This is a genomic window from Winslowiella arboricola, assembly GCF_025527015.1.
Taxonomy (GTDB): domain Bacteria; phylum Pseudomonadota; class Gammaproteobacteria; order Enterobacterales; family Enterobacteriaceae; genus Erwinia; species Erwinia arboricola.
In genome coordinates this window covers 1,388,735-1,414,273 of record NZ_JAODIM010000043.1, presented here as the reverse complement: position 1 = coordinate 1,414,273, position 25,539 = coordinate 1,388,735, and the positions used below count along the sequence as shown (strand labels likewise).

The window sequence follows — 25,539 nt, the reverse complement described above, 5'->3', positions numbered from 1 at the left end:
AATTTCAAATAGTGAAATTATTGGTAATTTGCCCGGAGCAATAATTACTTCATGAAACAACCCTGCAAAGCCAATAATGTGTGCCTTGTCACAAAGTAAGCCGTGGAGTATGACCGCTGCCACAAAATTTAATTTTCATTGTTAATAAAAATGAAAATATCAGTCTAAATTAAGGCTCGCATCAGGCGATTTTTTAACATTTTGTATCGCATTGATGGTTTCTTTTAACCGGGTACCGGAGACTGAGCCACCATGGCAAAAGAACAATATCTCTCGCAAAGCAGAGCGTCTGGCCCGAACAGCAGCGCGCGAACCGAACCTTTTGTGAAGGTTATCGCCGCCATCGCCACGCTGGGCGGTTTGCTGTTCGGGTATGATACCGGCGTTATTTCAGGCGCACTGCTGTTTATGGGCGATGAACTGCATCTCACCCCGTTTACCACCGGGCTGGTAACCAGTTCCTTACTGTTTGGCGCCGCTTTCGGCGCACTGGCGTCAGGCCATTTTGCGGCCGCTGCCGGACGAAAAAAAATCATCGTGATCCTGGCGATTATCTTTGCCACCGGGGCGCTCGGCACTGCACTGGCGCCGGATGTCAACTGGATGATTTTCTTCCGTCTGGTATTGGGTGTTGCCGTGGGCGGAGCCGCCGCGACCGTACCGGTCTATATTGCGGAGATTGCCCCTGCCAATAAGCGCGGTCAGCTGGTGACCTTGCAGGAGCTAATGATTGTTTCCGGCCAGATGCTGGCCTATATCTCCAACGCCGGTTTCCATGAAATCTGGGGTGGCGAGCAGACCTGGCGCTGGATGCTGGCGATTGCCACCGTACCGGCGGTGCTGCTGTGGTTTGGCATGATGTTTATGCCGGATACGCCGCGCTGGTATGCGATGAAAGGGCGTCTGGCGGAAGCGCGCGCGGTGCTGGAGCGTACGCGCGCCAAAGAGGATGTGGAGTGGGAACTGACTGAGATCGAAGAGACGCTGGAAGAGCAGCGCGACCTCGGTAAACCCCGCCTGCGCGATCTGAAAACTCCGTGGTTGTTTAAACTGTTTCTGATTGGTATTGGCGTGGCGGTGATCCAGCAGCTGACCGGCGTCAATACCATTATGTACTACGCGCCAACCATGCTGACGGCGGTGGGGATGAGCACCGATGCCGCGCTGACCGCCACCATCGCCAACGGCGTGATTTCAGTGCTGATGACCTTTGTTGGTATCTGGCTGTTAGGCAAAATTGGTCGCCGCACCATGGTGAAAATCGGCCAGTTTGGCTGTACCGCCTGTCTGTTCTTTATTGGCGCGGTCAGTTTTCTGATGCCGGAAACGGTTAACGGCCAGCCTGATGTATTGCGCGGCTATATGGTGCTGCTTGGCATGCTGATGTTTCTCAGCTTCCAGCAGGGCGCACTGTCGCCGGTCACCTGGTTGCTGCTGTCGGAGATCTTCCCGACCCGGATGCGTGGCATCTTTATGGGCGGCGCGGTGTTTTCCATGTGGATTGCTAACTTTGCGATTTCAATGGCGTTCCCGCTGCTGCTGGCCAGCGTCGGACTGGCGGGCACTTTCTTTATCTTCGGTGTCGTTGGCGTATTTGGCGCAATATTTGTGGTGAAATGTATTCCTGAAACGCGCAACCGCAGTCTGGAGCAGATCGAACACTATCTGCACGACTGGTTAAGTGATGATGTGGAAACCACGCCGATGGCGGCGCCGGTTAAACAGAAAGCGTAATAGTTGTTTCTGATAATAAATTGCACCTTATTAAATAAGGTGCAATTTATTTTGCATTATAATACCTTTATTTAAGATGTTTCTTTTAAGTTATTTAATAATGTTTTATATCATTTATTTTTTTAAAAGTGTTTCGGTGTTTTATATCGCTGGGATTGTTATTGTTGATTTTTATGTTGTTACCTGAAGCTGATTGCCATTGTCGCGATCTGCATATGGAGTTAGGAATGGCGTAATTATCTGTTTTTAACTGCCTTGATCGCTTTTACTTTTGATAGCCTCAGTTTATTGATACTGTAATTATAGTGAGGATATTTTCTGATATCCTTATGATGAATATCAATTAATTATTCTGAGGTGATTTATCATGACAAAGGATTGTAATGGGGCGCTAAAAAAATCAATTCTGGCGATAGTCGTTGCGATGATACCTGGATTTGTCGCTGCGCAACAAACGGCGACATTGCAAGTTCAGGGCCGAATTATACCCAGTGCCTGTGGTATTACCTTAAGCGATGCCGGGCTGGTGACGTTCGATGATATTATCCCGGATCCGACAGAAGATCGTCAGCTGGGGAATAAAAATCTTACCATGACCATCTCCTGCGGTGCGCCAACCCATATAGCCTGGGCTGCTCAGGATGAAAATTTTAGCTCCCTGTATGTCGGGCGGGTCGAGGATGCCACGGAGAATGGGGCGCCAGTAGTTGATAAAAGAGGGATGTTTGGCCTTGGCTGGGCGGACAGCGCGCAAACCAGCAAACTGGGCGCTTTTACCATCGCCTCGATTCCATCCGGCATTCAGTCTGATGCTACAGGCGATACCGCCGTGGGGCATTTACGTCAGGAAGGCGACTGGGTATTCAGCAACGGGTTGATGTTTAATGGCCGGGACGAGGTACGCTGGCAGACCATTATTGATCAAACTACCCGACAACCTGCTGCTTTCAGAATGGCGACGTTCCCGCTGCGCATAAGTGCTTTGTTGCAGAAGCTGGATGGCAGCACTGTCGCTGATGATATTCAGCTGGCGGGTCGCGCAACATTGAGTCTGGTCTATCTCTGAACTGTCACTCATATTTAGCGAGAGTTAAATTATCTTCGTTGCTGATAATGATTTTTCCGCCTGGCGGTGAGGATGCATAATTGCAGTAATTAGCGCCGTCAGTTTTTTTATTTCTGTTGCGATAGTATTTAAAAAATCATGTTGATAACAAAATTATTCTTAGGCGGTTTGTTTCGTCTGCGTAGTGTTTTATTTTTTAGTTATCTGCTGTTTTCCGCTCGGGTTTTAGCGACCGGTATGCAACCTGAAACTTCGTTGTTATTAATTCACGCTGCTGAGCAGGGCGGTGTGATGAATGTAAAAAATACGGATAATTATCCGGCATTACTCTACACACGTATTCAGAATCTGCCGGATGAAGCGGAGGGCGTAACGTTGCTGGTAACCCAACCGGTGGTGCGGGTGGAAGCGGGGCATACCCAGCAGGTACGATTTATTCTGAAAACAGCGGCGCCGCTGGTGCAACAACATCTTATGCGCGTCACTTTTGAAGGCATTCCACCGAAAACGCCCGGCAGCCATAAAGTGGGTATCACTATTCGCCAGGATCTGCCGGTACTGATTCATCCCGCGACGCTGCCGGAGGTTCAGGATGCCTGGACGCGCCTGCAGTGGCGACGGGATCACACTCGCCTGCAGGTCACTAACCCCAGCCCTTATGTGGTGCGGCTGGCGAGCCAGGTGATGACGCTGCCTTCCCGAGCGCAGGCCGATCTTGGTAAAAGCTATATCCTGCCGGGACAAACCCTGACGTTGCAGATGAATAAATCGCCAGCTGCCGATCGGCAGGTGCGAATTGCACCCGTCAGCCGTTACGGCGTGGCGATGCCTGAATACGTCGCGGCGCTTGATTAACAGGTGCAACGTGAAGTGGCGAATAGTGAACGTGCTTATGGCTGTCCTGCGCCATATTCAAGGGATTTTTGTACTGCTGTGGATAGTGTGCGCGCCATTTTACGGTAACCTCGCGCGGGCAACTACAGAGATATTGTTTGATGAAACGCGACTGAAAAATCGCGGGCTGAATGAGGGGCTGAGCCACTATTTTTCCCGCCAGGCGCGTTTTACGCCAGGGATCCAGCAGGTAGAGCTAATGGTGAATGGGGAAAATCTCGGCATCGTGGATGCCCGCTTTAGTCCGCAAAGCGAACTCTGCTTCGATAAGGCTTTTTTACAGATTGCCGGGTTGCAACCAGCGGCGGGACAGACGGATAACCGCTGCGCGGACTATCGCCATTATTATACTGGTACGCGAGTCACACTGTTGCCCGAGCAACAGCGGGTCACTATTGTGGTGCCACACTCTGCTCTGGCACCGCGCGATAACTTCGATCGGCGTGGACTGGTGCGGGGCGGAACTTCTGCTTCGGTTAGCTATCAGCTACAAACTGCCGCCAGCCGCCACTCGGGCAATGAGCATACGACAGCCATTGCAACCCTTGAAACGGGAGTTAATACGCACGACTGGCTATTACGCAGCCGCCATATTTTTTCCGACTATGGCGGGCGCCAGACGTATAACGTGCTCTACAGCTATCTTCAGCACAGTATTATTTCTTTGCGCCGGACATTGCAGCTTGGCGAAATTCATACCCGTCATTCTCTGCTGGCGGTTCCACCGTTACTGGGAGCGCAGTTATATGCGGACAGCGGGCTGTCTGTTGAGGGCAGCGGAGTTGACGTTCGGGGTGTGGCGCAGTTTGAACAGACCCGGGTTGAGGTTGAGCAGGCGGGGCAGCGGGTATTCTCTACTATCGTGCCTGCCGGGCCTTTTGTGTTTGCCGACCTGCCGGTGGTCAGCCGCACGATGCCTCTGCGGGTTACGCTGACCGGACTGGATGGGGAGATGTCCGTTTTTGACATTCCTGCAACTGAGTTGAATGCTCCCGTTAGCCAGCCTGCGGGCTGGTCGCTTAGCGTCGGGCAGATGCGTAATCAACTGGCAGATGACGGGCATCGACCTGCTTTACTGACAGCCAGCCAGGGCTGGCGCCTCACGCCACGCAGAACGCTGGACAGCAGCGCACTGATATCTTCGCGCTATCAGTCTGCTGCATGGGCAACCGGCTACACACCGCTTCCACAAACGACGTTGTCATTGCAGGGCAGTGCCGCCAGCGAGCAATACTATGGGCGCCGCGGCGTGCGGCTTAGCGTCGCGGCGAATGTGAGTCCCAGTGAGCGTACGCAATTAAATGCCGCAATCGCGGAGAGCCGGGCCGGGTATCGGGAGATGCCCGAGGCGGCGCAGCCATCAGTCACTACAGGCAGCAGGCGTTACAGCCTGGGGGGTAGTGTTGCACATCCGCTGATCGGGAGTCTGGCACTTAACCTCTCATTAGACCGTCAGCCGCAACCGGCGGCATTTAATCTTAGCTGGAGTAAGTCGATACAGTGGCTGAGCAACCAGCAGCTTAAGTTATCCGCTTACTGGCAGCGGCAGCGTACGGTGATGATGGGCGAAACCGGCGCCAGCGTAAATGAGGATGTGATCTTTTGTCAGCTGACCGCCCCGCTTGGCAGGCAAAGTCTCAGCACTACCGTGCGTAATCAGGGAAAGCGCCGCTGGGGGAGTCAGCAAATTGGCGGCGCATTCAATGAAGATATCACTTACAGCTTGTCTGCGGGGCGGGCGTTACACTCTGCAGAGAACAGTTTTAGTGGTTCTCTGCATAACAACCTGCACTATACGCAACTGGATACTTTTGTCAGCCGTGCCGGACTGACCAGCAGCTACGGTCTCGGGCTGAACGGCAGTATGGCGATAAACAAAGAAGGGATACTGTTTGCCCCCTACGCGATTCAGGATACCTATGGCGTGCTGGCACTCGATGAGCCAATTGCGGGCGTTAAAGTTGCCACGCCTCAAGGCGGGGTATGGACAGATTTTCGGGGTAAAGTGCTGATTGCTGGCTTACAACCCTGGGGATCATCACAGCTTGAAGTCAATGTGAACTCGCTGCCACAGAACCTTGAGTTAACCAACGGTACCCGCGTCGTGCGGGCAGGGCGTGGCGCAGTCGCTTTTATGCAGTTAAAGGTTGCCTCGTCATTACGGGTATTGCTGCATATCCGTATGCCGGACGGCGCACCTTTGCCTGCGGGGTATGCGGTTATGGATCAACAAAATCAGTACGTCACTAACACGCTGGAAAACGGCCAGGTTTTTTTACAGCAGGCAGAAATCGGCGGCACGCTGTCGGTGATCAATGATGATGGCAGCCCACTTTGCCAGTTGTTTTATCCGTTACCCCCGCCCGCAGCGCTGGATGTGCTTTATCAGGATATTGATGGAGAGTGTCGATGATCGGCTGCAACCCAGGGATAAAAGCGTGGGGTGAAGGGATGCTGGTTGTCCTGTTGCTGGCAACCAGTAATGTTAATGCGCAATGCAATCTTAGCTCTGCCCCGGCATCCGTGGATTACGGTGTGGTGCGGGCGCTATCCGCAGGTACTTCCGCCGATGGCTACCTGTTGAGCGAAAGGTTGGTGACGCTGAGTGTGAATTGCAGTACTCCCCAGCCTGTGATTCTGCAGTTCCGTGCGGAACTGCCGCAGGATGCCACCTTCCGGTTTGCCCGGCACGGCGCGCTAAGGATTAACCTGATTGATGCGCAGCATGCGGGTAAAGCATTACAGCTACAGCGTCGCAATTCACAACGTGGAACAGACGCAGTGGTCAGCTCGCAGATAAATAATGTACATAACGGCGATATTATTCAGTTTTATGAGGGCCAGAATCCGGCATCAGGTCGCCGCTTTACGCTGGTGATGGCGATTCAGCCTCGACTTCACCAGCAGGATTTTCAGGTTCGCGATAAAACCTCAACTGCCACCCCGCTTTATATCTCCCTCCATCCCTGACCCGGAATCGTTGCCATGTCATTACACTATAATGGTTTGTTCTGTGTTTTGATGATTGTTCAGCCGGTAGTGGCCGATACAACAATCCGGCTGATGATCGCGGCGGAAGTGCAGCCATCGGCTTGCCAGCTGTTATTGGATAATAGCGGTGTGGTGAATTTTGGTCAGTATGCGCTGGAAAGGTTGAACAGCGATGCCCCCAGCCTGCTGGGAAGCCGTGATATCAATCTGCATATACAGTGTGAATCACCGCGTCAGGTCGCATGGAGCATCATTGATGAAAGGGCTGACACCCTCGATCATTCTCTGTCATTCAGCGGGGTAATCAGTGACAGCGGCCAGAGGATAGTTGCGGCGGATAGTCTGTATGGGCTTGGATTAAGCCGTACTGGCAGGCCATTGGGGGCGTACCGTGTTGAGGCACGCTTTGCCCACGCCCAGGTTGATGGCCAGCATGTAAGCTGGTCCTGGATAACGGCGCAAAAAGCTGGGCAACACTGGCAGGGAACCGGCGGAGATATGTTTACCCAGCCGGGCAGGCAGTGGTTTACCCCGACACATCACAACCAGCCGCTGGCCTTTAGCCGCGCCACGGTGCCGCTACGGGTAATGGCCATTATCGCACCGGGGCAAATGCTGGCGTCGGGTGATATTACCTGGCTGGCGGGAAAGGCAACCATAACCCTGACTTATCTGTGAGCGGAAAGAGATGAATACCGGCTTTGCACAAGCCATACCGATATCTTTTTTGCGCATCAATATCCACTGCCAGTAACATGCGTATTAACGTAATGAATACCTGTTAATAACGTGCTGCTTCCTGCTTCTCTTTATATCAAGTGATTTTTAAAGTTAGAGCCAGCAGGCATTTTTTGTAAAAAGTATGTATTTTTATGCTGTGTTTAAGGTGGAAGTCATAATTATCTCCGGGACGTCCGGTATTACGCATATTATTACTAACGGAATTATCAGCTTACATCGCTGCAGAGGATAAAGTGTCGGGCTTGAAAATATAAAAAAACGAACCAGGCTTAAATCTCGTTTTATCCGGCAGAGAATGATGCTGTTATATGACTCTGCTACAGATAGGTAATAAGTGATAATTATGGAACAAAGATAAATATCTGATTGTTTATCCACCCGATATCCAGACGGGAGCATGCTATGAAAAAAATACGTAATGACTCGCCTTTTCGCTCTACAGGAAACTATTCTCTGAAAAAACATCGCACTGGAGAATGTTGTTGTCATGAGAATAATGATGAAGAGCCGACAGATGATGGCAGTGAATTTTCAGTTAATACGGAAATATCGCAAGAATCCCTTAACAATCTTTTTAGTCACTGGCTGGATATGCAGGAACAACGAGACGGAAACAGTTTATTTCAGTCTGGCAAAGCCTGGCATAGCGCGGCCGAAAAACTCAACCGACTCCTTAACGGCAGCTTATCCAGGGAGTCCGCTGGCGAGAATAAAGCGCATCATCAGGCCAGCAGGCAACTGGATAAGCTGGAGAAAGCGTTTCTGCAACTGCGCCGAAACGTGGCTGATCAGCGCGCAGGCGGCGTGAGACAGAGAAGGGCGCTGGCATCGGTTAACCATGCGCTTGAGCAATTAAGTGAAGCCGAAATGGTATTACATCACCCCGAGGGTGAGGCCAGTTATAAAACCTTGCCGCATTTCCCGCGTTATCTCTATCTGTTAACCGAAATATTGCAGGAGGGGATGCGGCTTGGCGCACTGGAAGAAGGTGATGAGCGGGTGGATGATTACTATTCCCATGCGGAGGCCTATCTTTCTGCTGTAATGAACAGTGCGTTTGATGAGCGTCGTATACAAATCCGCTGGAATCAAAGCGGGGCGAATCTGGATCAGGTTTATATTATCGATCGGCAAAATCAGGAATCATTAACTTACTGGGTGCCACTCACTAATGAGTTATCCGGCAATATGCTGCTGGCGCGAGATGTGTTGCGCGATCGTATTGCTGATGCTTTTGTCGAAGCCCTTGAGATTGAAAAAATACAGGCGGTTCTGACGCAAATTTCCTTGCCCAAGCACCCGCTGGAATCATGGGCTGTGCGGCGAGAGCAACGTATTTATCTGGAGAAATATCTTAATCATCCGCAGCCCGCATCTGCGGCGCTTGAGAATGAATCTGCTACGCCAGTGGTGGATATGAAAGTGGTTTACGGCCTGATTTTGCCTCAGGTGCGCGATCGCTATTTACCCGGCGTGCAATACAGCGAAATAAATCTCAGGCAGTCTCAACCAATCAATGACTATAGCATCTTCCCGGGTAATGGAGAGGAACTGGTTCGCATTCAGATTGCAGAACAGTTAAAACGACTGCTTAACCTGAAATTAGGGCCTGATTTTGCTAAAACTATTCTGGGTTCCTCGTTGCTTGGCGCGATTGCCCCTTTTCTGCATTTAATTCTTGACCTTTTTTGGCCCAAACCCAAACCCATCACCATCGAGGATGTCAGGGCTGAGATTGATAAGCGCTTAACCGAAGTATTGACGCAACAACATATTAATAATCTAAAGACGCGTTTTCAAACCGTCATTCAGGCGTACGAACTGCGCATGGAAGTGGTTGAAAATGCTAACCGCAATGAGCCGGATAAAACCAAATGGGATATGGGAAGAACCTCAGAATGGGAATCCGTATTAAATAATTTCAATGAACTCAGTGCTTATTTTTTTACCGATGAATTTCGCGTGCAGTACCAGGTGAGTCCAATGTTTGTTGTTTTTGCCACTATGTATATTGGCGTGCTTAACGCGACGATGATTACTTATAAGGCCGGAGACAGATATAGTGTCATTATGAGTTATTTTGAGCGATTTTTTAATGGCTGGTATCATTTTACGCAGCAGATGAGCGATATGGCCTGGTGGGAGGTCAACAGAATTGACTGGGATAATGTTGATCGTGTCAGAGGATTGCCCAATCAGTATTATGTTGTCGATCTTTATTCAGAGAAGCGTCTCGGTGGCGTCATCATGCAATATAATTTGACCGGGTATGATAAATTCGACCGGATGGCAGATCCGATGGATATGCTTAAAGGACGGGTTCGGATGTATATTACCGCTAATACGCAGCTGCGCCAGCTGGCGCAACTTTATGATGATACGGTTAAAGAATTTAACGCCACCTGGCAAACCGCGCATCGGGCTGATCTTATCAGTACGCTGGTTGACAGAAATATTGGCGATCTTCATTATGCCGCGCATATGAATTACCATCAGTCGCGCAATCCTTACAGTAATGGTGGCGCCTATTTCAATCTTCTGTTGCCGGGCTTGCAGCAGAGCTATGCCATCGGCGGTCAGCAGTTTGCACGCAATGATTGTTTTGTCGGTATCCGCACAAACCAGGGGCAGAAATGGTATGGCCCCGGCGATTATGTCGATTTAACCACGCGTAATAAGGTGGGTGAAACCGAGAGGGAGTGGATCGGTTATGACTTTACCCTGCCACGTGGATTCCGCCTGGTACTGTATTCGGACATAAACTTTGGCGAATACACCGATCCAGACAGCACTTTGTTAAAATATCGGGGCACCTCAACACAGTTGCCCGCAGATGGAGAAACGCCGTGGCTGACAGGGAGTTTCCCGCAAGGATTAAAAGCGGTCAGCATGAGAATACGTATTGATCCCAGCGTCTGGTTCCCGGGACTGGCAAATGGCCGGCTGGCGCGCGTGCAGCGACTTACTGGCCGCTATGTGACCACTACTGATGGGCATCGGCTGGCGGTGTGGGATGATATTCCGGCTGCGGATATGGATAACTGGGAGTGACCAGATAACGAGATGTTAATCTTTATTGCCTTGCGTCCGGTATTGCCTGCTTATTACCGGACGCTCTGGCTGCGCAATGGCAGTACACGCCACTGCCGGTTTCATGATATTATCTGCGCTAAATCACATTTCAGTATACCAACCGTAAGGCAATTTCTGTGCTAGTTTCCAGCAACGTCACCATGCAGTTTGGCAGTAAGCCGCTGTTCGAAAACATCTCTGTCAAATTTGGCGGCGGTAACCGCTACGGCCTGATTGGCGCTAACGGCAGCGGCAAATCAACCTTTATGAAAATCCTCGGCGGCGATCTGGTGCCATCCGGCGGTAATATTTCCCTCGATCCTAACGAACGCATCGGTAAGCTGCGCCAGGATCAGTTCGCCTTTGAAAAATACAGCGTGCTCGACACGGTGATTATGGGCCATCACGAACTGTGGGAAGTGAAGGAAGAGCGCGACCGTATCTATGCACTGCCAGAAATGAGCGAAGCAGACGGCTATAAAGTGGCCGATCTGGAAGTGAAATATGGCGAGATGGACGGTTACACCGCGGAAGCGCGTGCCGGTGAGCTGCTGCTTGGCGTGGGTATTCCGCTGGAACAGCATTACGGTCCGATGAGTGAAGTAGCGCCAGGCTGGAAACTGCGTGTGCTGCTGGCGCAGGCGTTGTTCTCTAACCCGGAAATCCTGCTGCTCGACGAACCAACCAACAACCTCGACATCGATACGATTCGCTGGCTGGAGCAGGTGCTGAACGAACGTAACAGCACCATGATTATCATTTCGCATGACCGTCACTTCCTCAATATGGTGTGTACGCATATGGCGGATCTGGATTACGGCGAGCTGCGCGTTTATCCGGGTAATTACGACGAATATATGACCGCCGCTACCCAGGCGCGCGATCGTCTGCTGTCGGATAACGCCAAGAAGAAAGCGCAGATTAACGAACTGCAGTCGTTTGTCAGCCGCTTCAGTGCTAACGCCTCGAAATCGCGTCAGGCAACTTCCCGCGCCAAGCAGATCGATAAGATCAAACTGGACGAAGTGAAAGCGTCCAGCCGTCAGAACCCGTTTATCCGTTTCGAGCAGGATAAGAAGCTGTTCCGTAACGCGCTGGAGCTGGCAACCCTGACTAAAGGCTTTGATAACGGTCCGCTGTTTAAAAACGTTAACCTGCTGCTGGAAGTGGGCGAGAAAGTGGCGATTATCGGTCCGAACGGTATCGGTAAAACCACCTTACTGAAAACGCTGGTTGGCGAAGCGCTGCCGGATACCGGTACGGTGAAGTGGTCAGAGAATGCGCGTATTGGCTATTTCGCGCAGGAACATACCCACGATTTCGATAACAACCTGAATGTCTTCGACTGGATGAGCCAGTGGATGCAGGGTAACGATGACGAGCAGGTGGTGCGCGGAATTCTCGGTCGTCTGCTGTTCAGCCAGGACGATATCAAGAAACCCGCTAAAGTGCTGTCCGGTGGTGAAAAAGGCCGCATGATGTTTGGTAAGCTGATGATGGAGCGTCCAAATATCCTGATTATGGATGAGCCAACCAACCACCTTGATATGGAATCGATCGAAGCGCTGAATATGGCGCTGGAGATGTACGAAGGGACGCTGGTATTCGTTTCCCATGACCGTGAGTTTGTCAGTTCACTGGCCAGCCGCGTCATCGAAATCACGCCAACCCGTCTGATCGACTTTACCGGCAACTACGAAGATTATCTGCGTAGTAAAGGTGTTGATAACTAATCGATGTGTTGTTGCGGGCGGCGATAACGCCGCCCCTACATTCATACCGGCGTAGGGGCGGCGTTTTCGCCGCCCGTGCTGCTGATATCTACCGCGCTTTATCATTTTCCTGCAAAATATGCTGCGTAATTAACGTCGCTAACCGCTGTTCATCCTTCTGCGCAATCGCCTCTACCATGGCAAAATGCTCCTGCGACGACTGCACAATACGTGCATGCGAACTCCACTGGCCGAGAGCCGCGGACGGCACCCGGCTGCGCAGATCAAAGATCAACTCCACCATCTCCTGATTAGCGCAAGGCGCGAGCAGCGCGCGATGAAAGGCCATATTGGCTTCATACTGCTGCAAGATATTGCCGTGCAGAGTGAAATGCTCAAACTTATCGGCACAGGCCTGCAGCATCGCCAAATCTTCGGCGCTGGTATTGGCGATAATATCTTTGGCTGAAGCGCTCTCCAGAATTGCGCGGATCGCTGAGATATTGCGCCGTTGCTGCACATTGGGCGCATAAACGTGATAACCGCGATTCGGGACATGTTGCACCAGACGCTCGATAACCAGCTGATCCAGCGCGCGGCGCACTTCACTGCGGGTACAACGGTAGCGCTCCGCCAGCTCAACCTGCTTAAGCCACATACCGGCAGTAAATTCACCGGTATTGATATCCGTCGCCAGGCTGTTGGCGACATCCACCAGTAGCACGCTTTTACGATGTTTCATTGTCGGTTCCTTTCCTTAAGCCGCCGGGAAAACAGTGCGTATTTTAGTGCCGTCTGGCAACAGTTACATCGCTATCATTGCAAAACGATCTGCCGTCCTGTGATGGAATTTTCGCTGATTCCCGTTAAAAAACAGAATGCTATAGCGAAAGTCTCATGTCTTCGTGCAGCCGAATTAACAGAATTGTGACACAAGCCATAGGTTTTGTGAATAAATTGTCATAAAAATTGGCGCCAATTTTGGTTCTGTGATTGAATCAAATTCGAACGTTACTTAGCCAATCGGAACAGAAGATGACCACAGCCGAAGTTCAGTCCGCTGCGCAGCGCAGTCAGGCCCTCTACTATCGCGGCAGCACCACGATTTTCTCCTGCCGTTTCGACAGCCGTTTTCAGTACTGCATGTATGTGCCGCCCAGTTTTGATGCCGATCCGCAGGGGCACAAGCTGGTGGTGGTTATGCACGGCACCGGGCGATCGATGACCCAGTATCGCGATGCCTTTACCGAGTTCGCCCGTTATAACCGCTGCGTGGTGCTGGCGCCGCTGTTTGCGGTGGGGCCGCTGGGTGACGGCAATTCACATGGCTTTAAATACATTATTGAACAGCAGATCCGCTACGACCTGGTGCTGCTGGAGATGATCGCTGAGGTCAGCGCCTCACTACAGGCGGATTTCGCCAGGTTTCTGCTGTTTGGCTACTCCGGCGGTGGTCACTTTGTGCATCGTTTTCTGTTTATTCACCCGGAAAAACTGCTGGGCGTGTCCATCGGCGCACCAGGTTCGGTGACGCTGCTGGATAACCAGAAAGAGTGGTGGGTGGGGGTGAAGAACTTCGAATCCCTGTTTGGTAAACCGCTTAACTATGCCGCGCTGCGCAAGGTGCCGGTGCATCTGGTGGTCGGCAAAGTGGATATTGAAACCTGGGAGATCACCCATCAGCCGGGCGGAAAATATTATCTGCCGGGATGCAACGATAGCGGCGAGACACGCGTAGCGCGCAACACTTCACTGCTTAACAGCCTGCGGGCGAATGGCGTCAGCGCGACCCAGGATATTGTGCCGAATGTCGGTCATGACGGCATGAAAGTACTGGATGAAGTGAAAGATTTCTTTGTGCAGATTCTTAACCAGACGCGCTGAAGCCCGGGAGCCATTGTGAAAAACGTTATTCCCTTTCCACTGATTGAAATCTCCGGTTCACCACACGAACGTGGCCGGCAGTATGGTGAAGCCGCTCGTGAACGAATTCATGCCGGCGTGGCGATCTACGGCGATCAGCTTAGTGAACTGGTCAGCGTGCAGCAGAAAAGCCGCATTCTCGATGATTTTTCTGCCATCGTGCGCCAGTTTGACGCCGACTATCTGGCGGAAATGGAGGGCATTGCCGCTGGCGCCAGTGTGCCGCTGGAAGCCATCGTGATGATCAATGCACGTACCGAAGTGGTTGCCAAAGCGCGGCTGCTAAGCGAGCAGCGTGAAATCCACGATGACAGTATTGAAGATGGCTGTAGTGGCGCGGTGATCCTGCCGCAGCGCAGTTCACATGGCAAACTGATTCACGGTCAGAACTGGGACTGGCGCGCCGAATGTGCCGAAACCTCGGTGGTAGTGAAGATCCGCCGTGATGACGGGCCGGACGTGCTGACCTTTGTCGAGGCCGGTGGCCTGGCGCGCAGCGGCCTGAACAGCGCCGGGCTGGCGATCACCGCCAACTATCTGCGCTGTGAGCGCGACTATCGTAAATTCGGCGTGCCGATCTCGCTGATCCGCCGTAAAGCGCTGGAACAGCAACATATGGCACTGGCGATGCGCGTGGTCGCCACCACCGCCAAATCCTGCTCCAACAATATGATCCTCAGCACGGCGGAAGGCTTTGCCATCGATTTTGAGTGCGCGCCCGATGAGGCTTTTGCCCTCTATCCACAACAGGGCGTGCTGGTGCATGCCAACCACTGGGAGAGTGAAAGCGCGAAGGTGAAAGTGCGCGAAGAGGGCATTGGCACCTCGCCGGATTCGCTGTATCGCAGCTGGCGCGTCAGTCAGTTGCTGGCGGGCAAGCCACTGCTGAATGAAGAAGATATGAAAGCCGCCTTTTTTGACAACTTTGGTGCGCCTTACTCCGTTTGTCGTCCGCCGCGTCCCGGCTTTAACAGCGATCTCTCCGCCACGGTGGCGATGATCGTGATGACGCCAGCCGATGGCGTGATGGATGTGGCGCCGTTACCGGCAATTAACCAGACCTTTACGCGCTACACACTCGACTAACCCACTCTGAGGACGGTATGAAAAAACTTATAACAGGTGCCGCAGTTGTTCTGCCGATGATCGTCGCGCTGTCGGGCTATGCCGCCGACAGTAGCGTAATACGCTTCGCGCTAAACCAGGATATCCGCAGCAGCCAGCCGGGCGTCAACCGCGATGGCAATACCGATGACGTACTGATGCATGTGGTGGAAGGGCTGGTGGGTTATCGCGAAGATGGCACCGTCGGGCCAATGCTGGCGTCGTCGTGGCAGGTCAGCGATGAGGGGAAAACTTATACTTTCCAGCTGCGCGACGGGGTGACATTTCACAACGGCAAGGCGATGACGGCAAAAGATGTGGTCTGGAGCTGGCAGCACTGGAATGACCCGAAAACTCAGTGGCGCTGCGTGCGTGAGTTTGATGGCAGCGGGCTGATTGATGTCACTGCGGTCAGTGCGCCGGATGATCATACCGTGGTGATGCAGCTGGCGAAACCGGTCGCGTTGTTCCTCGATACCTTAGCACGTACTGACTGCGGCGCGGCGGCGGTAATCAGCTCTGATTCGCTGGATGCCGACGGCAAATGGCTGAAACCGATTGGCACCGGTCCGTTTAGCTTTGATAACTGGAAACATGGCGAGTATGTCTCGCTGAAACGCTTTGCCGCTTATGCTTCGCTGCCGGGCAAACCGGATGGCTTTGTCGGCGGTAAACAGGCGCTGGTGGATGAAGTACGCTTTATGGCGGTGCCGGACGCCGCCACGGTAAAAGCCGGACTCAGTTCCGCTGCGGTGGATCTGGCGCAGGTCAGTCCTATTGACGCCGCCGACCTGAAAAAAGACCCGAATATCGCGGTGGAGGTGGCGGCGAACGCCCAGCGCCACGGCATTCTGATCCAGACCGATGACCCGCTACTGAAAAACGTCAAACTGCGCCAGGCGATTGCCTCGGCGATGGACACGCAACAGATTGCGCTGGGCACCAGCCAGGGTCTGGCGACAGCGAGTAATGCCAATATTTCCACCTCTTCGGCGTTTTACGGTGAGGTCGAAAAACAGGGCTTCCATTACGATCCGGCGCGCACCGCCCGCCTGCTGAAAGAGGCCGGTTATCAAGGTGAAACCATCGAAATTATCGCCAATAAGCGTTCGACGGTGCCGAGCTTTGATATGGCGATTATCGCCCAGGCGATGCTGCAGGCAGCGGGGATTAACGCCAAAGTCACCACTATGGAGTGGGCGACCCAGCTGGAACGTTATCAGGCCGGGCGCTACCAGATGATGGCCTTTACTTACTCAGCGCGCTTTAACCCGGCGCTGGCTTTTGAGCAGATCGTCGGAGACAAGAGCAAAGAGAAACGCAAGGTATGGGGCGATCCTGAGGCGATTAAACTGACCGACAGCCTCGGCTATCTCGACGATCAGGCTGAGATCCAGAAAACTGTCGATCAGCTGCATAAGATGATGATCGATCAGGTGCCGCTGATGTTCTTCTATCCGGGGCTGGATATTGTGGCGCATCGTAAAGCGATTGAGGGTTACAGAGCCTGGCTGGCAGCATCGGCCCGCTTGTGGAACGTCTCGCTGAAATCCTGATGCTAAGGAGCCGCTATGCTGCAGTTTCTGATTAAACGCGTGCTGTCAGCGATCCCGACGCTGTTTCTGGTGACGGTGCTGGTATTTCTGCTGACACGGCTGGTGCCGGGAGACCCGGCATTGCTGATGCTCGGCGATCTGGCGAACGAGTCGAGCCTCGCCGATCTGCGCCACAGTATGGGGCTGGATAAGAGCCTGCCCGAGCAGTTTATTATCTGGTTCAGCCAGATGATTCAGGGCGATTTTGGCCAGTCGATTCAGAGTGGTCAGCAGGTGTTGCCGCTGATCTTTACCCGTTTTGGCGTCACCCTCAGCGTGGTGCTGGCCGCGATTATTATCGCCTCGCTGCTGGCGGTGCCTTTCGGCATGCTGGCGGCGTGGAAACAGAACTCGACGCTGGATGTCGGGCTGGTAATGTTCTCCACCTTTTTACTGTCTATCCCCAGTTTCTGGATGGGGTTGCTGATTCTGCTTGCTTTTGGTCTTAACCTCGGCTGGCTGCCGGTGGTGGGCTATGTTTCAGTCGGCGACAATCTGCAACAGGGGCTTTTCTATCTGCTGATGCCGGTGCTGACGCTGGTGCTGGTGGAAGTCGGGGCACTGGTGCGCATGATGCGCGCCAGCACGCTGGAGGTACTGCGGCTGGATTATGTCGCGCATGCCAGAGCCAAAGGGCTGAAGGAGCATACGGTGCTGTCGCGCCATGTCTTCCCCAACGCCTTTGGCCCCACCTGGACGCTGATTGGCCTGACGCTCGGCAATCTGCTTAGCGGAGTGGCGGTGACCGAAACGGTATTCAGTCTGCCGGGTCTGGGACGTCTGCTGGTGGATGCTATCTATGCGCGCGACTATCCGGTGATTCAGGGCTGTATGATCTTTATTGCCGCGATTTACGTGCTGACCAATTTACTGATCGATGCACTTTATCCGCTGTTTAATCCGAGGGTCGCTGCATCATGAAACCACGTATGGCGTTAGCGCCGAATGCGCTGTTGGGACTGATTTTAATTGGTGTGATTGTCGCCGCCGGATTAGTCGGTTTTTTCTGGACCCCTTACGATCCGTCACGCATCAATATCCTGGCGCGCTTGCAGGGGCCGGATGCCGCCCACTGGTTTGGCACCGATGAGTATGGCCGCGACGTGCTCAGTCGCCTGCTGCTGGGCGCCAGCGCCAGCCTGACCATCTCGCTGACGACCGTTACGTTTGCTCTGTTGTGCGGGGTGCTGCTTGGACTGATCAGCGGCTATCTGCGCGGTATTGTTGATCGGCTGATTATGATGGTCACCGACACTCTGCTGGCCTTTCCCGGTATTCTGCTGGCGCTGGGTCTGCTCAGCATTCTCGGCAATAACCGTTACGGCATTATTCTGGCGCTTGGCCTTGCCTATACCCCGGCGGTGGTACGTATTGTGCGGGGCACGGTGCTCGGATTACGTGAGGCGGATTTTGTTGAAGCCTCGCGTGTAATGGGCCATCACGAACGCTATATCCTGACGCACCATGTCTTACCTAATTGCATTGCACCGTTAACGGTGCTGGCCACCTCAATGCTCGGCTGGGTGCTGATTTCGGAAAGCGCGCTGTCGTTTCTCGGCCTGGGGGTACCGCCGCCAGAGCCGACCTGGGGCAATATGCTGGCCGCCAGCCGGACGTATCTGTCACAGGCACCTTACCTGGCGCTGCTGCCTGGCGCCTGCATTTCGATTGCGTTACTTGGCGTCAACCTGGTGGGCGACGCACTCCGTGATTATCTTGACCCGAGGATGCACTGATGAATCCACAAGCCAAAGCGTTACTGGAAGTGCGTAACCTGCAGGTCAGTGTCGGCGATCGCCTGGTGGTTAAAGGCATCTCATTTGCGCTGGCGGAACGCGAAGTGCTGGCGGTGGTGGGGGAATCCGGCAGCGGCAAAACCCTGGCGATGCGTGCGTTAATCGGTCTGCTGCCAGCCAATATCGGCTGGCGCGCCGATGCGATGCAGTTTGCCGGTGGCAGCCTGCTCAATCTTAGCGCCGGACAGCTGCGTGAAGTGCGTGGCGCCGGGATTGGCATGGTATTTCAGGAGCCAATGACGTCGCTGAATCCGGCGATGAGTATTGGTCGTCAGCTTGATGAAGGGCTGGTGTTGCATACGACGCTGACGGCACCGCAGCGTAAAGCCAAAATTATCGCCATGCTGGAGCGTGTCGGACTGAATAATGCCGCCTCGCTGCTAACCCGTTTTCCGCACGAATTTTCCGGTGGCATGCGCCAGCGCGTGATGATTGCTTCAGTGATGCTATTGGAGCCGAAGCTGATCATTGCCGATGAACCTACTACCGCGCTGGATGTGCTGGTACAGCACGAGGTGATGGAGCTGATGCTGGCGCTGACGGCGGAAAAGGGCAGTGCGGTGATTCTGATTAGCCACGATCTGTCAATGGTGGCCAACTATGCCTCGCGCATTATGGTGATGGAGCAGGGCGAACTGGTGGAGCAGAACAGCAGTCATACGCTACTCGCCAGTCCGCAACATCCCTATACCCGCCGGTTGCTGGATGCGCTGCCAACCCGTAAAGCCGCGCCGGATCGTCAGACGCTGTTTGCCGCGCAACCGGTAATTGGCCTGCAGGATATCGTGATCGACTACGAGGGGCGTAAAGGCTGGTTTAAGCCACGCACGCTGACGCGGGCAGTCAATGGCGTCAGCTTTAATGTGCGTGCCGGAGAGACGGTGGCGCTGGTCGGCGCCAGCGGTTCCGGTAAGACCACCATTGGCAAACTGATTGCTGGTATGGTTCAGGCCAGCGCTGGATCGCTGACGTTTATGGGCCAGCCGCTGGAGAACGCCAGCAGAGCGCAGCGTCAGAGCTGGCGCATGGCCTGTCAGATGATTCAGCAGGATCCTTACTCTTCGCTGAACCCACGCATGAAGGTGGCGCAGCTGCTGGAAGAGCCGCTGCTGCTGCTGGCGCAGATGAACCGGCGTGCGCGGCTGGATCGGATTAAGCAGGTGCTGGAGGAGGTCGGCCTCGATGCGATGTTTCTGGCGCGCTACCCGCACCAGCTGTCCGGTGGCCAGCGTCAGCGTGTGGCGATTGCCCGGGCGATAATTCGCCGACCGGCCTTTATTATCGCCGATGAACCGACCTCGGCGCTGGATATGACGGTGCAAAAGCAGATCATCCTGCTGCTGAAAAAACTGCAGCAGAGCTACGGTTTCGCCTGCCTGTTTATTACTCATGATCTGGGGGCGGTTGAGCAGATTGCCGATCGGATTATGGTGATGGAGCAGGGGCTGCTGGTTGAGAGTGGCTGGAGTGATGATGTACTCGATCAGCCGCAGCATGACTATACCCGGCGGCTGCTCTCCTGTTTGCCTCGGTTAACACCGCTGGCGAACGGAGGATATCAGTGTCAGGAAGCCGTTTTCGGCTCCCGTATTGCCACGGGTACCGAGTAAATCAATAACACGGGCGGCGAGAACGCCGTCATTAAGGCTGGTGCAAATTATTGACAGGGGCGGCGAGAACGCCGTCATTAAGGTTGGTGCAAATTATTGACACGGGCGGCGAGAACGCCGCCCCTACATCTATACGAGCGTAGGGGCGGCGTTCTCGCCGCCCGTGGGTATTAATGATTCTGCCCGCAAACCTCGCAGTTCGGATCCTGCGCCACGTTCAGCTGGCGAAACTCCAGCGTCATCGCATCATACATCAGCAACTTACCCGCCACGCTGCTGCCATAGGCGGTCAGGGCGCGAATCGCTTCCATCGCCTGTAATCCACCAATCACTCCGACCAGCGGCGCCATCACGCCAGCTTCGACGCAGGTCAACGCGCTGGCGCCAAACAGGCGGCTGATACAGCGATAGCAAGGCTCGTTCTGCTGCCAGCTAAACACGCTGATCTGACCTTCCATACGGATTGCTGCGCCCGACACCAGCGGGATCCTGGTGGCAAAACAGAGGCGATTAAGCTGTTCACGGGTATCGAGATTATCACTACAGTCGAGCACCAGATCGCAGACTTTCAGGCGTTTTTTCAGTGCGGCGTCGTCAAGTCGGGCATTAACCGCGTCGATAGCAATCAGCGGATTGATCGCCGTCAGCCGCTGACGTGCCGATTCAACTTTTGCCATGCCCACTTCGGCATCGGTATGCAAAATCTGACGTTGCAGGTTGGAGCGTGACACGTTATCGAAATCAAGCAGCGTCAGCGAGCCGACGCCCGCCGAAGCCAGATACTGTGCGGCGGCGCAACCGAGGCCGCCAAGACCGACAATCAGCACACGCGAGGCTTTCAGTTTCTCCTGGCCATCAAAATCAAAGTCACGCAGTACAATCTGACGGTTATAGCGCAGGGTCTCCTCGTCGCTCAGTGCACTCTGCATCTCAGCCTCCCAGCAGCGCGTTAAAAGGTTCGATCTCTACCCATTCGCCCGGCTGTACCGTTGCCCGCTCGCGCTCCAGCACGATAAAGCAGTTGGCCTGGCTAAAAGAGCTAAACACATGTGAACCCTGATGGCCGGTGCTGCGCACCTGCAGATCGCCTGTGGCATCGCGGCTGAAGACGCCGCGCTGAAAGTCGAGACGGCCGGGGGACTTTTTCAGCACTTCGCTGGCGCGTGCGCGCATCCGTGGCGGCAGCGCGTCGGCCTGCTGGCCGGTAAGATGCGCCAGTAACGGCTGCACCAGCTGATAAAAGGTCACGGCGGCGGAAACCGGATTACCCGGCAGGCCACAGAACCAGCTGTCAGGCAGGCGGCCAAAGGCAAAAGGTTTGCCCGGTTTCATCGCCAGTTTCCAGAAGCCAATCTCACCCAGCTCATCCAGCATCTGTTTGGTGTAATCCGCTTCGCCGACCGACACGCCGCCGCTGCTAATCACCACATCGGCCTGCGCATCAGCCTGCCGGAAGGCGGCGCGCAGTGCGGCAGGATCATCTTTAATAATGCCAAGATCGAGCACCTCGCAACCCAGCGCATCCAGCATCAGATGGACGGCAAAGCGGTTAGTATCGTAGATTTGCCCGGCAGCCAGTGGCTCACCGACGGGTTGCAGCTCATCGCCGGTGGAGAACACTGCCACCCGCAGCTTGCGCACTACGCTGACCTGGCTAATACCAAGCGACGCCAGTAATGGCAGCTCGCCGACGCCAAGTTTAACCCCGGCGGCCAGTACGCTGGCGCCCTGGCGGATATCTTCACCTGCCAGACGAATATTCTGCCCTTTTTTGACCGGCGCAAGGATGCGTACTCCCTGACCGCTACTTTCGGTCTGCTCCTGCATCACCACCGCATCGGCGCCCGGCGGGATCGGCGCACCGGTCATAATCCGAATGCAGCTGCCTGCTGGCCATTCACCCTGATATGGCGCGCCCGCAAAGGCTTTACCCGCGACAGCCAGTGGCAGGTCACGGGTGAAATCAGCCTCACGCAGGGCATAACCATCCATTGCCGAGTTGGCAAACGAAGGGACATTAAGTGGGGAGATCACCGCTTCGGCGGTAATGCGGCCAGCTGCGGCGGTGATAGCCACCGTCTCACTGTCGCTGAGGGGGGAAACCTGCGCCAGCATATTGCGGCGTGCGTCTTCCAGGGAGATCAGTCCCGCAGTAAAGAGTTCCATTATGTCTCCAGATCGGGCCAGCCAGCAGCCCGGTAATGACTCAGATACCGGCTATTATGGCGCGAATTAACAGGTGGGTCACGCCCGCTTAACGCGGTGGCGACTTAGCCAGAACAGATCGTTATTATCAGTCAGCAAACATTCCGCTTTACATCGCTTTACAGGCTACCTATAGTCGAAAATCGCTGAAATTTTGCTATACCTCAGCTAACTCAGTGTTTTTCATGCTGATTTAACGCACAGGGCAACGGGATTATGAGCAGAGCAGTAATCGCCATTCACGGCGGTGCCGGCGCGATTTCACGCGCGGCAATGAGTGCAGAAAAAGAACAATACTATATTCAGGCGCTTTCGCAGATTGTGAACAGTGGTCAGGCAATTCTGGCGGCAGGCGGCAGTGCGCTGGACGCGGTCACCGAAGCGGTGCGCCTGCTCGAAGAGTGTCCGTTGTTCAACGCCGGTAAAGGCTCAGTATTTACCCATCAGGGCACCCATGAACTGGATGCCTGCGTGATGGATGGCAGCTCGCTGGACGCGGGGGCGGTGGCCGGTGTTTCACGCATTCGCAATCCGGTGCTGGCGGCGCGTGCGGTGCTGGAACACAGTCCGCATGTGCTGTTTATTGGCGCTGGCGCTGAAGCCTTTGCCGCGCAACATCAGCTGGAAGCGGTGGAACCGGACTTTTTCTCCACCCCTGAACGCCGGGAACAGCTGCAACGCGCGTTAGCCAGTAACCAGACGCTGCTCGATCACGACGGCGCCGCGCAGAGTGGCGGTGACGATCCGCTGGATAACGATCGTAAATTTGGCACCGTGGGCGCGGTGGCGCTCGATCTGCATGGCAATCTGGCGGCGGCCACTTCGACGGGCGGCATGACCAATAAACAGGCCGGACGCGTTGGCGATTCGCCGCTGGTCGGCGCCGGTTGCTACGCCAATAATGCCAATGTGGCGGTCTCCTGTACCGGCACCGGTGAAGTGTTTATGCGCACGCTGGCGGCCTACGATATTGCGGCGCTGATGGAGTACGGTGGTTTATCGCTGAAACAGGCCAGCGACCGGGTGGTGATGGAAAAAATTCCGGTATTGGGCGGTAGCGGTGGCATTGTGGCGGTCGACCGTGACGGCAATGTGGCGCTGCCGTTTAACAGCGAAGGCATGTATCGCGGCTTTGGCTATGTCGGTGATGATGCGGTTGTGGGTATTTATCGCGCAGAATAAGGAGAGAGCATGACCGGAACACCAGCAGAGATGCAGCTGTCGCCAGAGCAGGTGCTTGCGGTACGTAATCTTAGCGTCAGCTTTACCCAGGATGGGGTGACCACCCAGGCGGTGCGTCAGCTGTCGCTGGAAGTAAAGCGCGGCGAAACGCTGGCGATTGTCGGTGAGTCTGGATCAGGTAAGTCGGTCACCTCGCTGGCGTTAATGCGCCTGATTGAGCAGGGCGGCGGCAGGATGGACAGCGGTGAAATCTGGCTGCGCCGCCGCAATGGCGCAGTGGTCGATCTGGCGCGCAGCCGTCAGTCGCAGATGCGCGGCATTCGCGGCGCCGATATGGCAATGATTTTCCAGGAGCCGATGACCTCACTCAATCCGGTGTTTCCGGTAGGTGAGCAGATTGCCGAGTCTATTCGCCTGCATCAGGGACTTAATCATCGTCAGGCGCTGGCGGAAGCGCAGCGTATGCTCGATTTAGTGCGGATTCCTGAAGCGAAAAATGTGCTGACACGCTTTCCGCATCAGCTTTCCGGCGGTATGCGCCAGCGGGTGATGATTGCGATGGCACTCTGCTGTAAACCGGCGCTGCTGATTGCCGACGAACCGACTACCGCGCTGGATGTCACCATTCAGGCGCAGATTTTGCAGCTGATCCGCGTGCTGCAAAAAGAGATGGAAATGGCGGTGATCTTTATCACCCACGATATGGGCGTGGTGGCGGAAATGGCCGATCGCGTGCAGGTAATGTATCGCGGTGAAGTAGTGGAGACTGCGCCGGTCAATGATATTTTCCGTCAGCCGCAGCAGGCGTATACCCGTGCACTGCTGGCGGCGGTGCCGAAACTCGGCTCAATGAGCGGTCAGCCGTTCCCGGCGAAATTCCCGCTGGTCAACGCCGATAACACACAACCCCAGTTGCCGCAGGATACCGTGGCGCAGCAGGCGGAGCCGATTCTGCAGGTGCGCGATCTGGTGACGCGCTTTGATATACGCAGCGGCGTTTTTAATCGCGTCAGACGTCGGGTGCATGCGGTGGAAAAGGTCAGTTTTGACCTGCGGCCGGGCGAGACGCTGGCGCTGGTGGGCGAGTCGGGCTGCGGCAAGTCGACCACCGGCCGTTCGCTGTTGCGGCTGGTCGAGAGCCAGAGCGGCACTATCACTTTTGCCGGTAAGCGTATCGACCAGCTGAAAAACAGCGAGCTGTCGCATTTACGCCGTGATATTCAGTTTATTTTTCAGGATCCCTATGCGTCACTCGATCCGCGTCTGACCGTCGGTTTCTCGATTATGGAGCCGCTGCTGGTTCATGGCGTGATGAAGGGGCGCGAAGCAGAAGCACGCGTTGCCTGGCTGCTGGAGAGAGTGGGGCTGCTGCCGGAACATGCCCGGCGTTACCCGCACGAGTTTTCCGGTGGCCAGCGCCAGCGTATCTGTATTGCGCGCGCGCTGGCGCTGAATCCGAAAGTGGTGATTGCCGATGAGTCGGTGTCGGCGCTGGATGTGTCGATTCAGGCGCAGATTATCAACCTGATGCTCGATTTGCAGCGTGAGTTCGGCATCGCGTTTCTGTTTATTTCACATGATATGGCGGTGGTGGAGCGAATCAGCCATCGCGTGGCGGTGATGTATCTCGGGCAGATTGTTGAGATTGGCCCGCGACAGGCGGTCTTTGAGCGCCCTCAGCACCCCTACACCCGTAAACTGATGTCGGCGGTGCCGGTGGCCGATCCGGGCCATCGCCGCCGTGAGCGCGCCTTACTGGTCGATGAAATGCCCAGCCCGATTCGCGAGCTGGGTGATGAGCCGGATGTCGCACCGCTGGTGGAAGTCGGCGCCGGACATTTTGTCGCGCGCCATGCGATTAGCGGCACCTGAATCTGTATTTGCCAAAATACCCCAACAAGGGACTACAGGAGA

General features: G+C 54.6%; 19 protein-coding genes. 16 read left to right on the top strand and 3 right to left on the bottom strand.

Annotation, left to right across the window (positions count from 1 at the left end; genetic code table 11):
• The first annotated feature begins 252 nt into the window (after positions 1 to 252).
• The 8 genes from N5923_RS24205 to N5923_RS24170 all read left to right on the top strand — a co-directional run bounded on the left by N5923_RS24205 (position 253) and on the right by N5923_RS24170 (position 12,231).
• On the top strand, positions 253 to 1,734 hold the full coding sequence (locus N5923_RS24205; RefSeq protein WP_267142333.1) for a sugar porter family MFS transporter: 1,482 nt from the start codon (positions 253 to 255) through the stop codon (positions 1,732 to 1,734).
• Positions 1,735 to 2,101: 367 nt separating this feature from the next.
• Entirely contained in the window at positions 2,102 to 2,800 is a 699-nt protein-coding gene (locus tag N5923_RS24200) for a DUF1120 domain-containing protein (RefSeq protein ID WP_267142334.1), read from the top strand.
• Between the two features lie 138 nt (positions 2,801 to 2,938).
• Positions 2,939 to 3,655, top strand: a complete 717-nt coding sequence (locus N5923_RS24195; protein WP_267142335.1) for a fimbria/pilus chaperone family protein — start codon at positions 2,939 to 2,941, stop codon at positions 3,653 to 3,655.
• Positions 3,656 to 3,692: 37 nt separating this feature from the next.
• Positions 3,693 to 6,107 carry a fimbria/pilus outer membrane usher protein gene (locus N5923_RS24190; RefSeq protein WP_267142336.1) on the top strand — a complete coding sequence of 805 codons (2,415 nt, stop codon included), beginning with the start codon at positions 3,693 to 3,695 and terminating at the stop codon, positions 6,105 to 6,107.
• On the top strand, positions 6,104 to 6,664 hold the full coding sequence (locus N5923_RS24185) for a DUF1120 domain-containing protein (protein WP_267142337.1): 561 nt from the start codon (positions 6,104 to 6,106) through the stop codon (positions 6,662 to 6,664). The genes N5923_RS24190 and N5923_RS24185 overlap by 4 nt, the downstream gene beginning before the upstream one ends.
• A 15-nt stretch (positions 6,665 to 6,679) precedes the next feature.
• Entirely contained in the window at positions 6,680 to 7,363 is a 684-nt protein-coding gene (locus N5923_RS24180; protein ID WP_267142338.1) for a DUF1120 domain-containing protein, read from the top strand.
• A gap of 465 nt (positions 7,364 to 7,828) precedes the next feature.
• Positions 7,829 to 10,477, top strand: a complete 2,649-nt coding sequence (locus N5923_RS24175; protein WP_267145277.1) for a hypothetical protein — start codon at positions 7,829 to 7,831, stop codon at positions 10,475 to 10,477.
• A gap of 158 nt (positions 10,478 to 10,635) precedes the next feature.
• Entirely contained in the window at positions 10,636 to 12,231 is a 1,596-nt protein-coding gene (locus N5923_RS24170) for an ABC-F family ATPase (protein WP_267142340.1), read from the top strand.
• Between the two features lie 88 nt (positions 12,232 to 12,319).
• Here the strand turns inward: N5923_RS24170 and N5923_RS24165 are convergent, their stop codons facing one another.
• Positions 12,320 to 12,952 (bottom strand): GntR family transcriptional regulator, encoded by a 633-nt coding sequence (locus N5923_RS24165; protein WP_267142341.1) that lies wholly within the window; start codon positions 12,950 to 12,952, stop codon positions 12,320 to 12,322.
• Between the two features lie 293 nt (positions 12,953 to 13,245).
• Here N5923_RS24165 and N5923_RS24160 point away from each other — a divergent pair, with 293 nt between their 5' ends.
• The 6 genes from N5923_RS24160 to N5923_RS24135 are packed head-to-tail and all read left to right on the top strand — an operon-like array spanning position 13,246 to position 20,238.
• Positions 13,246 to 14,094 carry an alpha/beta hydrolase gene (locus N5923_RS24160; RefSeq protein WP_267142342.1) on the top strand — a complete coding sequence of 283 codons (849 nt, stop codon included), beginning with the start codon at positions 13,246 to 13,248 and terminating at the stop codon, positions 14,092 to 14,094.
• A gap of 15 nt (positions 14,095 to 14,109) precedes the next feature.
• Positions 14,110 to 15,219: a C45 family autoproteolytic acyltransferase/hydolase gene (locus N5923_RS24155; protein ID WP_267142343.1), complete on the top strand. Its 1,110-nt coding sequence runs from the start codon at positions 14,110 to 14,112 to the stop codon at positions 15,217 to 15,219.
• Positions 15,220 to 15,236: 17 nt separating this feature from the next.
• Positions 15,237 to 16,793 carry an ABC transporter substrate-binding protein gene (locus tag N5923_RS24150; protein ID WP_267142344.1) on the top strand — a complete coding sequence of 519 codons (1,557 nt, stop codon included), beginning with the start codon at positions 15,237 to 15,239 and terminating at the stop codon, positions 16,791 to 16,793.
• Positions 16,794 to 16,808: 15 nt separating this feature from the next.
• Positions 16,809 to 17,753, top strand: coding sequence for an ABC transporter permease (locus N5923_RS24145; RefSeq protein ID WP_267142345.1), 945 nt, complete (start codon positions 16,809 to 16,811; stop codon positions 17,751 to 17,753).
• The gene (locus N5923_RS24140; protein ID WP_267142346.1) at positions 17,750 to 18,568 is read left to right on the top strand and encodes an ABC transporter permease; all 819 of its coding nucleotides are present in this window, start codon (positions 17,750 to 17,752) and stop codon (positions 18,566 to 18,568) included. Before N5923_RS24145 ends, N5923_RS24140 begins: the two co-directional genes overlap by 4 nt.
• Positions 18,568 to 20,238, top strand: coding sequence for a dipeptide ABC transporter ATP-binding protein (locus N5923_RS24135; RefSeq protein ID WP_267142347.1), 1,671 nt, complete (start codon positions 18,568 to 18,570; stop codon positions 20,236 to 20,238). The genes N5923_RS24140 and N5923_RS24135 overlap by 1 nt, the downstream gene beginning before the upstream one ends.
• A 170-nt stretch (positions 20,239 to 20,408) precedes the next feature.
• Here the strand turns inward: N5923_RS24135 and moeB are convergent, their stop codons facing one another.
• Both moeB and moeA read right to left on the bottom strand, forming a co-directional pair.
• On the bottom strand, positions 20,409 to 21,167 hold the full coding sequence (gene moeB, locus N5923_RS24130) for a molybdopterin-synthase adenylyltransferase MoeB (RefSeq protein ID WP_267144224.1): 759 nt from the start codon (positions 21,165 to 21,167) through the stop codon (positions 20,409 to 20,411).
• Between the two features lies 1 nt (position 21,168).
• Positions 21,169 to 22,404 carry a molybdopterin molybdotransferase MoeA gene (gene moeA, locus N5923_RS24125; protein ID WP_267144225.1) on the bottom strand — a complete coding sequence of 412 codons (1,236 nt, stop codon included), beginning with the start codon at positions 22,402 to 22,404 and terminating at the stop codon, positions 21,169 to 21,171.
• Positions 22,405 to 22,659: 255 nt separating this feature from the next.
• Between moeA and N5923_RS24120 the strand changes: the two genes are divergently transcribed.
• On the top strand, positions 22,660 to 23,625 hold the full coding sequence (locus N5923_RS24120; RefSeq protein ID WP_267144226.1) for an isoaspartyl peptidase/L-asparaginase: 966 nt from the start codon (positions 22,660 to 22,662) through the stop codon (positions 23,623 to 23,625).
• Positions 23,626 to 23,634: 9 nt separating this feature from the next.
• A complete protein-coding gene (gene gsiA, locus N5923_RS24115) occupies positions 23,635 to 25,497 on the top strand; it encodes a glutathione ABC transporter ATP-binding protein GsiA (protein WP_267144227.1) in 1,863 nt (620 codons plus the stop codon).
• Positions 25,498 to 25,539: the final 42 nt, after the last annotated feature.

Bases quoted from the DNA above. Each gene is read 5' to 3' on its own strand.
- gsiA (WP_267144227.1), top strand. From the start codon at position 23,635: ATGACCGGAACACCAGCAGAGATGCAGCTGTCGCCAGAGCAGGTGCTT.
- N5923_RS24205 (WP_267142333.1), top strand. From the start codon at position 253: ATGGCAAAAGAACAATATCTCTCGCAAAGCAGAGCGTCTGGCCCGAAC.
- N5923_RS24165 (WP_267142341.1), bottom strand. From the start codon at position 12,952: ATGAAACATCGTAAAAGCGTGCTACTGGTGGATGTCGCCAACAGCCTG.
- N5923_RS24145 (WP_267142345.1), top strand. From the start codon at position 16,809: ATGCTGCAGTTTCTGATTAAACGCGTGCTGTCAGCGATCCCGACGCTG.
- moeB (WP_267144224.1), bottom strand. From the start codon at position 21,167: ATGCAGAGTGCACTGAGCGACGAGGAGACCCTGCGCTATAACCGTCAG.
- N5923_RS24185 (WP_267142337.1), top strand. From the start codon at position 6,104: ATGATCGGCTGCAACCCAGGGATAAAAGCGTGGGGTGAAGGGATGCTG.
- moeA (WP_267144225.1), bottom strand. From the start codon at position 22,404: ATGGAACTCTTTACTGCGGGACTGATCTCCCTGGAAGACGCACGCCGC.
- N5923_RS24190 (WP_267142336.1), top strand. From the start codon at position 3,693: ATGGCTGTCCTGCGCCATATTCAAGGGATTTTTGTACTGCTGTGGATA.
- N5923_RS24180 (WP_267142338.1), top strand. From the start codon at position 6,680: ATGTCATTACACTATAATGGTTTGTTCTGTGTTTTGATGATTGTTCAG.
- N5923_RS24200 (WP_267142334.1), top strand. From the start codon at position 2,102: ATGACAAAGGATTGTAATGGGGCGCTAAAAAAATCAATTCTGGCGATA.
- N5923_RS24135 (WP_267142347.1), top strand. From the start codon at position 18,568: ATGAATCCACAAGCCAAAGCGTTACTGGAAGTGCGTAACCTGCAGGTC.
- N5923_RS24175 (WP_267145277.1), top strand. From the start codon at position 7,829: ATGAAAAAAATACGTAATGACTCGCCTTTTCGCTCTACAGGAAACTAT.
- N5923_RS24140 (WP_267142346.1), top strand. From the start codon at position 17,750: ATGAAACCACGTATGGCGTTAGCGCCGAATGCGCTGTTGGGACTGATT.
- N5923_RS24120 (WP_267144226.1), top strand. From the start codon at position 22,660: ATGAGCAGAGCAGTAATCGCCATTCACGGCGGTGCCGGCGCGATTTCA.
- N5923_RS24195 (WP_267142335.1), top strand. From the start codon at position 2,939: ATGTTGATAACAAAATTATTCTTAGGCGGTTTGTTTCGTCTGCGTAGT.
- N5923_RS24160 (WP_267142342.1), top strand. From the start codon at position 13,246: ATGACCACAGCCGAAGTTCAGTCCGCTGCGCAGCGCAGTCAGGCCCTC.
- N5923_RS24150 (WP_267142344.1), top strand. From the start codon at position 15,237: ATGAAAAAACTTATAACAGGTGCCGCAGTTGTTCTGCCGATGATCGTC.